Source organism: Pseudomonas sp. 1L-E-NC-VB-C3 (genome assembly GCF_057291535.1).
The window spans coordinates 57,930-69,197 of the sequence record NZ_JBXAWD010000008.1; the positions used below are offsets into that span (position 1 = coordinate 57,930).

The following is an 11,268-nucleotide window of genomic DNA, read 5'->3' on the forward strand; positions in this document are numbered from 1 at the left end:
ACGGCGTCTTTTGCCCCGAGGCTTTTCAACGGGGCGCTCATCATAACAGGACGGCCCCGCCCAAGACAGCGGCCGTCATAGGGACGCAAGCCGCCATGCAAGTGAAACACCTGCTGCTGATCGCCATCCTCGCATTGACCGCTGCTTGCTCATCGAAGGAAGTCGTAGACGAAAACCTCAGCGAAGCCGAGCTGTATCAGCAGGCTCAGACTGACCTGGACAACAACAGCTACACCAGCGCCACAGCCAAGCTGAAGGCTCTGGAGTCGCGTTATCCGTTCGGTCGCTACGCCGATCAGGCTCAGCTGGAGTTGATCTACGCCAACTACAAGAACGCCGAGCCGGAAGCTGCAAAGTCTGCCGCCGAGCGTTTCATTCGTTTGCATCCGCAGCATCCGAACGTGGATTACGCGTACTACCTCAAGGGTCTGACTTCGTTCGACCAGGACGTCGGCCTGCTGGCGCGCTTCCTGCCGCTTGACATGACCAAGCGTGACCCGGGCGCCGCCCGCGACTCGTACAACGAGTTCGCGCAGCTGACCAGCCGCTACCCGAACAGCCGCTACGCGCCGGACGCCAAGCAGCGCATGATCTATCTGCGCAACCTGTTGGCCGCCTACGAAATCCACGTCGCTGACTACTACCTGACCCGTCAGGCTTATGTAGCCGCTGCCAACCGTGGCAAGTACGTCGTGGAGAACTTCCAGGAAACCCCATCGGTCGGCGACGGCCTGGCGGTGATGACTGAAGCCTACCAGCGTCTGCACCTCGACGATCTGGCGGCCACCAGCCTGGAAACCCTGAAGCTCAACTACCCGGACCACCCGAGCCTGGAGGATGGCCAGTTCGTGCCACGCGTAGCCGAAGCTGACAACCGTTCGTTCCTGAGCAAGGCGACTCTGGGCCTGATCGAATCGCGTCCACCGCTGCCGCCGGGCGAAACCCGCGCCAACCAGGACGTGCAGAAGCAGTTCCAGGACGCGAAAGATGCGATCCCGAACGAGCTCAAGCCTAAAGACGAAAACGGCGACGTGATCGAAGAGCCAGAGCCGGAATCCAGCGACACCGACCGCTCGTGGTTCAGCTACATGACCTTCGGCGTGTTCGACTGATCACACCGGCTATGTGAAAAGGGAGATCTGCGGATCTCCCTTTTTTATTGCCGCGCTTTAATAGGCTGTGCGCTGATCGGGTCCTTGGCTAAACTGCCGGATCATCAGTCGAAAAGCCGCTCATCATGCTTCGTTTATTGTTCTGGATTGCCCTGATCTTCGCCGCCATCTGGCTCTGGCGCAAATTCAAGGCCCCCGCCTCGTCCACCCGATCGCCGCGCGAACAGGACGCGCCGCCGATGGTGCGTTGCGCCCACTGCGGGGTGCACCTGCCGCGCGACCGCGCGCTGGGCAACCAGCAACTGTGGTATTGCAGCCAGGCTCATCTCGAGCAAGGCCCGGGCGCCAGTGGTCGCTGAGGCCGTCAACGCCGACCAGAAACAGGCGCAGCGTCTGCTGCGCCTTTATCACCTGTACCGTTTAAGTGTCGGCATCACTCTGGTGTTGCTGATCTCCAGCAACATGGACAACCGCCTGCTGACGTCGGCCAACGACGATCTGCTGCGCGGTGGCAGCTGGCTGTACCTGATCATCAATATGCTGCTGGTGGTGTTCCTTGAAAACACCCGGCGCCCGGCGCAGTTGTTCACCCTGGCGCTTGTCGATGTGCTGCTGTTGTGCGGCCTGTTCTACGCGGCCGGCGGCGTGGCCAGTGCGCTGGGCAATTTGCTGGTGGTCTCGGTGGCGATCAGCAACACCCTGCTGCGCCGACGCATCGGCCTGCTGATTGCCGCCATTGCGGCGATCGGCATTGTCGGCCTGAGTTTTCTGCTGGGACTCAGCCGCCCCTTGAGCGCCAACGCGTACCTGCAAGCCGGCACCCTCGGCGCGCTGTGCTTCGCCGCCTCACTGCTGGTGCAAGGGCTGATTCGTCGCCTCGAAGTCAGCGAGAACCTGGCCGAACAACGCGCCAGCGAAGTGGTCAGCCTAGAGGCGTTGAACGCGTTGATCCTACAACGCATGCGCACGGGGATTCTGGTGCTCGACGAACAACGCCGGGTGCAACTGGCCAATCACAGTGCGCAGAGTCTGCTCGGCCATAGTCACCTGCAAGGTCATTTGATCGACGAATATTCGCCAGCACTCGTCGAGCGCCTGCAACTGTGGCGCAACAACCCGACCTTGCGCCCGCAGAGCCTGAAAATCCCCGGCAATGGCCTTGAGCTGCAACCCAGCTTCATCGCTCTCGAGCAGAGTCCGAACCAGCAGACACTGGTGTTTCTCGAAGACCTGGCGCAAATCACCCAACAAGCCCAGCAACTCAAGCTCGCTGCGCTCGGGCGTTTGACCGCCGGCATCTCCCATGAAATTCGCAATCCACTGGGCGCGATCAGTCATGCCGCGCAGCTGTTGGCCGAGTCCGAGGAACTCGATAGCGCAGATCGACGTCTGACGCAGATTATTCAAGACCACTCCCAGCGCATGAACCGAGTCATCGAAAACGTCCTGCAACTGTCCCGCCGCCAGCAAAGCGCGCCGCAACGGCTGGACCTCAAGCCGTGGCTGGAAGACTTCGTCGGCGAAACCCGCGAGCAGGCCACCGAACGCCAGCACATTCATCTGCGAATCAATTCCGGCGATTTCACCACACTGATGGACCCCAACCAGCTGCGGCAGATTCTCGACAATCTGATCCGCAACGCCTGGCGTCACAGTGCCCAACTGCACGAGCAGGCCGACGTCTGGCTGGCACTGTTCGTCGACCCCGACAGCCAATTGGCAGTGCTCGAAGTGCAGGACAACGGCCCCGGCGTGTCGGCCGATGAACAGGCGCATCTGTTTGAGCCGTTCTTCACTACGAGCAGTCAGGGCACCGGTCTTGGCCTTTATCTGTCCCGTGAGCTGTGCGAAAGCAACCAGGCACGCCTAGACTTCAAATCACGCCAAGGCGGCGGCTGCTTTTGCATCACTTTTGCTCACGGACGGAAACAAAGTTGAATACAAGCCCACGGCAAAAAATTCTAATCGTCGACGACGAACCGGATATCCGCGAGCTCCTGGAAATCACCCTGGGACGGATGAAACTCGAGACCTTCAGCGCACGCAATCTGGGCGAGGCTCAGGCGCTGTTGCAGCGCGAGCACTTTGACCTGTGCCTGACCGACATGCGCCTGCCCGACGGCACCGGGCTGGAGCTGGTGCAACACATTCAGCAACGCGATCCAAACCTGCCAGTGGCGATGATCACTGCGTACGGAAGCCTGGAAACGGCCATCAATGCATTGAAGGCCGGGGCGTTCGATTTCCTCACCAAACCGGTGGAGCTGCCGCGCCTGCGTGAACTGGTCAGCTCGGCGCTGCGCCTGCCGACAGCGGGCGGCTTGAGCACGGCAATCGAGCGACGCTTGCTGGGCGATTCGCCGCCGATGGCCAATCTGCGCAAGCAGATCGACAAGCTCGCACGCAGTCAGGCGCCGGTGTACATCAGTGGTGAATCCGGCAGCGGCAAAGAACTGGTCGCGCGTCTGATTCACGAACAAGGCCCGCGCGCCAGCCAGCCGTTTGTGCCGGTGAACTGCGGGGCAATTCCGTCGGAACTGATGGAAAGCGAATTTTTCGGCCACCGCAAAGGCAGCTTCACCGGTGCCGTCGAAGACAAGCCGGGGCTATTCCAGGCGGCCCATGGCGGCACTCTGTTTCTCGATGAAGTCGCCGACCTGCCGCTGTCGATGCAGGTAAAACTGCTGCGGGCGATTCAGGAAAAAGCCGTGCGCAGCGTCGGCGGCCAGCAAGAAACGGTGGTCGACGTACGCATCCTTTGCGCCACGCACAAAGACCTTGAAGCCGAAGTTTCGGCCGAACGCTTCCGCCAGGATCTGTATTACCGGCTCAACGTCATCGAACTGCGCGTGCCGTCCCTGCGCGAACGCCGCGACGACATCGAGGCGCTTGCCATGCACGTACTCAAGCGCCTGGCCAAAGACACCGGACAACCCGAAGCGCGCCTGCACCCGCAAGCGCTGGAGGCGCTGAAGAACTATCGCTTTCCCGGCAACGTGCGCGAACTGGAGAATGTTCTCGAACGCGCGCACACCTTGTGTGAAAACCGCACGATCGAAGCGCAGGATCTGCGTTTGAGCGAAGGCAATTGCACGGCGGATGGCGCGATGGCCGATCTGACGCAGGTCGACAATCTTGAGGATTATCTGGAGAGCGTCGAGAGGAAGCTGATTTTGCAGGCGCTGGAGGAAACCCGCTGGAACCGCACGGCGGCGGCGCAGCGGTTGAGTCTGTCGTTCAGGTCGATGCGTTATCGGCTGAAGAAATTGGGACTGGATTGAAGGCCCCTTCGCGAGCAGGCTCGCTCCCACATTTGGAATGAGTATTCCTGTGGGAGCGAGCCTGCTCGCGAAGGCGGTCTACCAGCCTCTGACTAAATCCGGCCCTCAGGCGCATACGGCGCCGGATCAATAATCGGCGCCCGCCCCAGCATCACGTCAGCAAACAACTGACACGACGCCGGCGCCAACACCAGCCCGTTGCGGTAATGCCCGCAGTTCAGCCACAACCCCTCGAACCCCGGCACCCGGCCAATAAAGGGAACCCCTTCCGGCGACCCCGGCCGCAGCCCGGCCCAGTGCCCGACCACTTCGGCGTCCGCCAGCGCCGGCAACAATTCGATCGCCGAGGCCTTGAGGCTTTGCAGCGCTAAATCGGTCGGGGTCTTGTCGTAACCTTCGTGCTCCAGCGTGCTGCCGATCAGAATGTGACCGTCGCGACGCGGGATCGCATAACGTCCCTTGGCCAGCACCATGCTCGGCAGGAAATCAGCCGCGCACTTGTAGAGAATCATCTGGCCTTTGACCGGTTCGACCGGCAGCGTCAGGTTCAGCGTCTTGAGCAGATCGCCGCTCCACGCCCCCGCCGTCAGCACAAACTCGTCGCCGCTCATCACCCCAGTGGAGGTTTGCACGCCAACCACGCGCTCGTCCTCGCGGACGAAACCACTGACTTCGCATTGCTCGTGAATCGTCACGTTCGGCAGCGCCAGCAGCGCGGCTTTCAGCGATTTGACCAGCCGTGGATTGCGCACGTTGGCGACATCGGCCATGTAGATCGCTCGGCTGAAACCGCTGCCGAGCACCGGCACCGCGTCATGTGCCGCCGAGATATCCACAGCCCGCAGCGGCCGATTTTCCCGCGCGGCCCAGGCCATGGCTGCGGCTTCATCGTCCAGATCCAACCAATACAGACCAGTGGTGTGCACTTCAGGATCAACCCCAGTGTCAGCAAACAAGCGCTCGCCGAGCTGTGGATAAAAATCCTGCGACCAATGCGCCAGCGCGGTGACTGCCGGACTGTAGCGCCACGGGTATAACGGCGAGACGATGCCGCCGCCAGCCCAGGACGATTCCTGGCCGACATTCGAGCGATCCAGCAGCACCACGCTGCGCACTTCGGAGGCGAGATTGTAGGCAGTGAGCAGGCCAATCACCCCGCCGCCGACAATCACCACTTGCTGTTGCCTGGTCATGTTTGATCCAACCGTAAAAAAGACAGTGGGCGCAAAAGGCGCCCGAAAAAGAATGCGTCAGCGGCCCCAGCAATCCTTGGCGGTCACTCCGGTGGTCGCGCTGTTCATGCTTCGCACGCCGGTGTTGGTCAGGGTGAAATCCCCGCACTTGTCGGTGGCCATGGCCGAGCCGGTTTTACGAATCGCGGTGAGCACAAAGGTCTGGTCGGTCAGCGTCGGGGTGATGGTGTAGAAATCATTGCCCGTGCTCAGTCCGGTGACGCCGGTGTAGACATTGTTGCGGGTGTAGAAGCGTTCGAGGGTCTGCGCCTGCTCCGAGAGCAGCGAGACCACTTCGGCGCGACGGCCCTTCTTCACGTATTCGTTATAGCTGGGGATACTGATGGTGAGGATGATCCCGATAATCGCGATGACGATCATGATCTCGATCAGGGTAAAACCTCGGCTGGTTCTGCGCATGCCTCAAATTCTCGCTTACTGGATTTGTCGCCACATGATACGACGGCTGCCGCCGCCACCCTTTTCCACAATGACCGTGACCGCGCCGCTGGTGTCAGTCGTGCCCTTGCGCTCGCCGTTAGCGGAGATGAAGTTCAGGGTCGGAATGCCGCCGGTAAAAATCACGCCGCTGGATATCGTATCGTTGCTGTCGACCAAACGGTCGCCGGTGGTGTCGATCACGGCGTAGTTGAGCATCTTACCGTTGAACGCATCGAGTTCGACCAACCTGCCCGTACCAAAACTCGAACAAGGGTCGGTGGTATCGACGCTGGCAGTGGTGAAAACAACTCGCCCCAATACAATACTGGCCTGATTGATCACGCGTTCACCGGTCAGCACGTTGTTATACACCAGCGGCAGATACCAGCCTTTCTCTGCCGGATACGTCGTTTCATTCTGGCTGGTGGTCAGAAACTGCCCGGAACTGCCGGAGAACGAGCCGGTAATCGCCTGTGCCTGCAAGCTGCTAACGGTGATTTGCCCTGAGCCTCCTTCCGCATCCCAGATCGAATAGAACGCCTGCAGATCCTTGTTGGTCTTGTCGGCAGTCTCGTTGAACTTGCCGGTGCCAAAGAACACTTGCTTGCCGCCCTGCGGATTATCCGCCAGCAGCGGTTGCGCGGTGATCGGCTGCGTTGCCCCGCCCGGGGCGGTGAACAATGGCTTGCCGGCAAACGCCACGCCCCAGCTTTCTGCCCCGGGTGCGCTCAAGTCGAATTTCCACATACGCCCCTTCAGGTCACCAGCGTAGGCAGCCTGCACTACGTTCGAGGAATTGACCCTGAGTTTTACCGAAGACAGACCGTTAGTGGTTTCCGTGCTGTCGATGACGATTTTCCTGATCAGCGAACCATCCAGCGCATCCAGCACATACAACGCTGCAACCCCCGAATTGCTGCCGTAACCATTGGCGATGAATGTCGCCCAGCGACCATTGGCCAAGCGTGCGACTTCCGGACGGGCGTAGGCGTAACCCAGATCATTGAAAGCATTCGACGCATTGGCCGTAGCCGGCGCACTGACTTCCCACAGTGCCTTGATCACGTTGCCTGCCGAGGCATCGAACAGTTGCAGCCCATAGAAGGTTTTGCCGCCGGCCCCCGTTCCGCCAATGGCCAGGGTTTTCCAGGTGGTACCGGCCTGCGCATCGAACACGCCGACCTGACCATCCACCAGAAATTTGTGGCTGACGCCGTTGATGTAGTTGGTGTCCGCGATCAGTCGCAGGGAAGGCAGCACGCTGGAGGGCATATAGGCATAACGGCGGGTGCCATTCGCCGAATTGATCACGTTGACGAAACCGTCGTTGGCGTTCACCACCAGACTGGTGTTCATGTTCGCAGCCTTGGTCGTCAGGTAGTTGGTGTAACTGCTGTCACCCGTCAGATCGGATGCGGTCTTGTCCGAAGGCGACGCGAGCACCAGCGGCGAATTGATGATGTCGCCCAGCAGCGCAGTGCGCACTTTGAGCCCGGCCCTGTTGGTCCCTTTGCTCCACTCCACCAGATCATTACCGTTGATTCCGGCGGGCAACCCCTGATTCAGCGTAGTCTGCTGCGCCGGGGAAAAGTTGAGGAGTGCCAGGGCAATAGGCGTGTTGCTCAAGGTGTTCCATGACTGGAAAGTCGGCGCTGTGGCAGAGGGCACGATGGTGGTGTCGGTCGACCATTGCGCCGCCGAGGTATTTACCGTGCCGGTCGAGGTAAAGCCGAACGACCTGATCGTGCCCCGCCAATCCTTGGGATCGTAAGTGGTCTGGTAAAAACTGCTGCCACTGCTCAAGGTGCTGCTGCTGGCGACGCCGGCACCACCGGAGCCGGCCTTGGAAGTGATATCGCTCAATGCCGACGATAACGCCGCATTGAGCCCGGAGCTGTCGGTCGCCTGGTAGTACCTGCCCTGCCCGTAACTGGCGGCGTCGGACAACATGTCGTTATCCGCCGCGAAACCCACGGTGTAGGTGTTCATGTTCTGCCGGGGAAAATCCACCGCGTTCCAGCTCTTGCCTGCTGCGTCAGTACCGGTCGAACGCATGTCGATGTCGAAGGCGAATTTGGCGATGTCATCCAGATAAAGCGTGTCGCCTTCACCGTCACCGTTGAGGTTGTCGCCATCGTTATTCACGCCATCCCAGTTCGGTAGCCGGCTGCCTCCCAGCGGATCGTTGGTCGGGAAGGTACGGTCATAGGTTGGCAAGCCATCGGTAATCACCACGCCGTAGTTTTTCTGGCAGCGGTATTGAATCGGACTGGTATAGCTCGCCGGTGTGCCGTTGTAGTAAGGCGCCAAGCCACGCATGTAGCGCGTGACTTCGTAGTAGCTCTCGGCCAACGGAGTGTTGGCCACGGCGTTCAAGCCGTTGATCGATGAAATCAGCGCGTTGTAGTTGGTGTCTGCCTGGGCCTGGGTGACGCTGCCCGCGACGGGTGACAAATCGGTGATCGAGCGGGCGATGAAACCGCCGTTGCCCGGGTTGCTGCTGGTCGCCGGATTGAATGTCGACAGGCCCATGCGCAAAGTGCGGTTGCTGCTCACCAGTGCGGTGGAAACGTTGCGCGCCACGTTCATCCGGTAATCGTTGGGAATCGCCCCCGTAGTGAAGTCGCGGGTGCCGGTGCTGTTGGCGAGGCTGACTATGTAGGAAATGTAATCGGCGGAATACCGAGTGCTCTCGTTGCCTACCGGGTCGGGGAGCTTGAGGCACAACGGCGCCACGCTGTTGTTGTAGAACGCATAGGCGCCTCCCGAGCACCCGGAAGTCGGCAGGCTCGATAGAAACACTGTGTCGCCAGTAATCTGCGGCGCATTGAGTGCAGAGCACAAGCCGAGGAAGGCATTGCACTGCCGGGCGGGAGTGCGGTTGACGTTCGGGTCGAATCCGGCGGCGTAGATGATGCTGTTCATACTCCCCGAGTCATCGATCAGCAGCATCACGTTGGGCGCCACCGCAGCCGCGCTCAGCAATGGCGAATCGGAAGGCGTGAAAGCCCAGGCCGGTGCCGCCAGGTAGCAACTCAGCAGCATGCCGATCAGCAGCGACAGGCCGCGCTCAATACTTCGCATAGACACTCTCCACCACGCTACGCGAATTGCCGGCGATGCCGACCGCAGTGACTCGATACAACGTCGCCGAAGTGTTACTCGGCACGTTCACCGCCGTCAGGGTCGTGCCGATGTTCTGCACGCCATAAAAGCCATTACCGGCGGCGATCCAGGTCACCCCGGAGGTCGAATTGAAGCCGGCCGAGCTGACCACTGACGACTCCGCCGGCGGCAGACATTGGGTCGTGCCGCTGCACACCGCCAACGAGTAACTGTCCAGCTGCACCGCACTTTCGCCGATACGCAACGCCGCTTCCGCAGCCTGAAACGATTGATTGCGCAGGCTTACGCTGCCGGCCATTTTCTCTTGCAGGTTGGCGCTCTGCATCGAGGACAAACCGATCAATGTGAGCAACAGCAGAAACACCAGGCTCACCAACAGGACCATGCCGCGCTGGGCCTGACGTTGTTGCAAGGAAATCCTCATCGCCGCCCCCTCATGGCAAGCGGTTGCGCAATGCCGCAACCACGTTGAAGGTTTGATTGCGCACCCGATTGTTCGGGTCGGTGAGGGTCAGGCTCAGGCGCACGCTGCGGATGCGCGCCGGATCGCCGGGGTTGCTGCTGTACGTTGAAGCTGCGACGTCGGTCGCGGAGCTGGCCAGACCGAATGTGACGTTGAAGGCGCTGACGTTGTTCACCAGCACTTGCTGCGCCGGATTGCCGCTGCCAGTGCCCATGAGGATCTGGTTATTGCTGAAGCTGTAGATCAGGCGCCGGATCGGGAACGCGATCTGCCCCGTGGTCGGGCTGCGCAATCCGCTGTAGGCGACCGCGCTGTTGCGACAATCGGAAATCACCGTCCAGGTCGGCGTTCCCCCGCCGCTGCCGACATCGGCGGTGACCATGGTCAGCTTGAGACTGGCGTTATCCCAGTTGATCGGGATGAGTTGCGCGGTGTTGAAATCCCCTGCAGAACTGGAGTCGACGATGGTGCCGAGGCAGCCGAACATGCCGACCATACGGATTTCCTGAATCATTTTGCTGAGAACGAAGCGCGCATCTTCCTGCATCGCTGCGGCGCTGTTCTGACTGACGTAAGTGTTTTTTGCGGCGATGAAAATCTGTACCACGCCGAGCACGACGATCAGCCCCAAAGCCAGGGCAATCAGCAGCTCAATCAGGCCGAAACCACGGCTGGCGTACTTCATGGTGTGGCCACCGGATCGACCGCCGCCCGGCTGCTCAGCACGAAACTGCGCTGTGCACTGGCAGCGTTCGCCGCGCGCGCATCGCTCCAGGTAATGGTGATGGTGTAGACCCGCTGATTGAGGGTGATGCTGCCCGTCGCGGTCGGGCCGCCGAAGTTGGCGATGTTGGTGGTGAAATCGTAGAGATCCTGATCCCGCGCATTACTCAGATTGCCCGAGGTCGGTGGCGTGACGGTGTAGTTGGCGCCGGAATTGGCGCGGATGCGATCCATCATGTCATAGGCGATGAAACTGGCCTGACTGGTCATCCGCGAACTGTCGGTGTACTTCAGCGCATTGAGCTGCACCGCCGCTGCGCCCAACAGCCCGACGGTAAGAATCAGCAACGCGACCAGCACTTCGATCAGCGTCATGCCCTCCTGTGCGTTTTTGCTCCCTGCCCTCATCCGCAATTTCCACCCAATTGAATGCGTCCGTTCAAACACACGTTCAGCGTCCTGCTTTGCGTGCCCAGCGTGTAACCGATGACCACCGCCGTCGACGGTGCCGCCAGACCGCCGAGATTGTTGAAATCCAGTGCGGTCACTCCTGAGGGTAGCGTCAGAGTCGCGCCACTGCTCATTGCTGGAACAACCCGCAACACATTGGCCGGATTGCCAGTACTGTCGTAGACCGCCAGCTCACCGGTCCAGACACTGCCGCCAGCGGTCGGACGCAGACGTGTCGTGACGCCGCGGTTGATTGCCTCGAGGCGAGCGAAATTGATTGCCCGCTGCAAGTCGCCGACTTCGGTATCCGCCTTGCTGCTCTGGATCGTACGGGTAAAGGCCGGCACCGCCAGCGTGATCAGTATCAGGAACACCGCAATGGCGACCAGCAACTCGACCAGCGTGAAACCTTTTGTACGAAGATCCATCGGTGCCCTCCG

11 protein-coding genes are annotated in these 11,268 nt (G+C 60.6%); 4 read left to right on the forward strand and 7 right to left on the reverse strand.

The features are described 5' to 3' along the window. The first annotated feature begins 95 nt into the window (after positions 1-95). The 4 genes from AC0Z5Z_RS14530 to AC0Z5Z_RS14545 all read left to right on the forward strand — a co-directional run bounded on the left by AC0Z5Z_RS14530 (position 96) and on the right by AC0Z5Z_RS14545 (position 4,393). On the forward strand, positions 96-1,112 hold the full coding sequence (locus tag AC0Z5Z_RS14530) for an outer membrane protein assembly factor BamD (protein WP_056790462.1): 1,017 nt from the start codon (positions 96-98) through the stop codon (positions 1,110-1,112). A gap of 125 nt (positions 1,113-1,237) precedes the next feature. Then, on the forward strand, positions 1,238-1,471 hold the full coding sequence (locus AC0Z5Z_RS14535; protein ID WP_016773138.1) for a PP0621 family protein: 234 nt from the start codon (positions 1,238-1,240) through the stop codon (positions 1,469-1,471). Continuing rightward, the gene (locus AC0Z5Z_RS14540; RefSeq protein WP_305381549.1) at positions 1,461-3,050 is read left to right on the forward strand and encodes a sensor histidine kinase; all 1,590 of its coding nucleotides are present in this window, start codon (positions 1,461-1,463) and stop codon (positions 3,048-3,050) included. The genes AC0Z5Z_RS14535 and AC0Z5Z_RS14540 overlap by 11 nt, the downstream gene beginning before the upstream one ends. Continuing rightward, positions 3,047-4,393, forward strand: a complete 1,347-nt coding sequence (locus tag AC0Z5Z_RS14545) for a sigma-54-dependent transcriptional regulator (RefSeq protein WP_375122703.1) — start codon at positions 3,047-3,049, stop codon at positions 4,391-4,393. The genes AC0Z5Z_RS14540 and AC0Z5Z_RS14545 overlap by 4 nt, the downstream gene beginning before the upstream one ends. Positions 4,394-4,485: 92 nt before the next feature. Here the strand turns inward: AC0Z5Z_RS14545 and thiO are convergent, their stop codons facing one another. From thiO to AC0Z5Z_RS14580, 7 genes are read right to left on the reverse strand one after another with little or no spacing between them, the layout of a single operon-like run. Beyond that, a complete protein-coding gene (thiO, locus tag AC0Z5Z_RS14550; protein ID WP_252878916.1) occupies positions 4,486-5,586 on the reverse strand; it encodes a glycine oxidase ThiO in 1,101 nt (366 codons plus the stop codon). A gap of 57 nt (positions 5,587-5,643) precedes the next feature. Next, positions 5,644-6,045, reverse strand: a complete 402-nt coding sequence (locus tag AC0Z5Z_RS14555; protein ID WP_375122704.1) for a type IV pilin protein — start codon at positions 6,043-6,045, stop codon at positions 5,644-5,646. Positions 6,046-6,060: 15 nt separating this feature from the next. Continuing rightward, positions 6,061-9,150: a pilus assembly protein gene (locus tag AC0Z5Z_RS14560; RefSeq protein WP_485611243.1), complete on the reverse strand. Its 3,090-nt coding sequence runs from the start codon at positions 9,148-9,150 to the stop codon at positions 6,061-6,063. After that, positions 9,137-9,616 (reverse strand): pilus assembly PilX family protein, encoded by a 480-nt coding sequence (locus AC0Z5Z_RS14565; RefSeq protein WP_095181844.1) that lies wholly within the window; start codon positions 9,614-9,616, stop codon positions 9,137-9,139. The genes AC0Z5Z_RS14560 and AC0Z5Z_RS14565 overlap by 14 nt, the downstream gene beginning before the upstream one ends. Positions 9,617-9,626: 10 nt before the next feature. Further along, the gene (locus AC0Z5Z_RS14570; RefSeq protein ID WP_056790483.1) at positions 9,627-10,340 is read right to left on the reverse strand and encodes a PilW family protein; all 714 of its coding nucleotides are present in this window, start codon (positions 10,338-10,340) and stop codon (positions 9,627-9,629) included. After that, positions 10,337-10,786 carry a type IV pilus modification protein PilV gene (gene pilV / locus AC0Z5Z_RS14575; RefSeq protein WP_071173641.1) on the reverse strand — a complete coding sequence of 150 codons (450 nt, stop codon included), beginning with the start codon at positions 10,784-10,786 and terminating at the stop codon, positions 10,337-10,339. Before pilV ends, AC0Z5Z_RS14570 begins: the two co-directional genes overlap by 4 nt. After that, positions 10,783-11,256, reverse strand: coding sequence for a GspH/FimT family pseudopilin (locus AC0Z5Z_RS14580; RefSeq protein ID WP_041477800.1), 474 nt, complete (start codon positions 11,254-11,256; stop codon positions 10,783-10,785). The genes pilV and AC0Z5Z_RS14580 overlap by 4 nt, the downstream gene beginning before the upstream one ends. Between the last annotated feature and the right edge of the window lie 12 nt (positions 11,257-11,268).

Excerpts from the sequence above, each read along its gene's own strand:
- AC0Z5Z_RS14530 (WP_056790462.1), top strand. The coding sequence starts at position 96 with ATGCAAGTGAAACACCTGCTGCTGATCGCCATCCTCGCATTGACCGCT.
- AC0Z5Z_RS14535 (WP_016773138.1), top strand. The coding sequence starts at position 1,238 with ATGCTTCGTTTATTGTTCTGGATTGCCCTGATCTTCGCCGCCATCTGG.
- thiO (WP_252878916.1), bottom strand. The coding sequence starts at position 5,586 with ATGACCAGGCAACAGCAAGTGGTGATTGTCGGCGGCGGGGTGATTGGC.
- AC0Z5Z_RS14555 (WP_375122704.1), bottom strand. The coding sequence starts at position 6,045 with ATGCGCAGAACCAGCCGAGGTTTTACCCTGATCGAGATCATGATCGTC.
- AC0Z5Z_RS14560 (WP_485611243.1), bottom strand. The coding sequence starts at position 9,150 with ATGCGAAGTATTGAGCGCGGCCTGTCGCTGCTGATCGGCATGCTGCTG.
- AC0Z5Z_RS14565 (WP_095181844.1), bottom strand. The coding sequence starts at position 9,616 with ATGAGGATTTCCTTGCAACAACGTCAGGCCCAGCGCGGCATGGTCCTG.
- AC0Z5Z_RS14570 (WP_056790483.1), bottom strand. The coding sequence starts at position 10,340 with ATGAAGTACGCCAGCCGTGGTTTCGGCCTGATTGAGCTGCTGATTGCC.
- pilV (WP_071173641.1), bottom strand. The coding sequence starts at position 10,786 with ATGAGGGCAGGGAGCAAAAACGCACAGGAGGGCATGACGCTGATCGAA.
- AC0Z5Z_RS14580 (WP_041477800.1), bottom strand. The coding sequence starts at position 11,256 with ATGGATCTTCGTACAAAAGGTTTCACGCTGGTCGAGTTGCTGGTCGCC.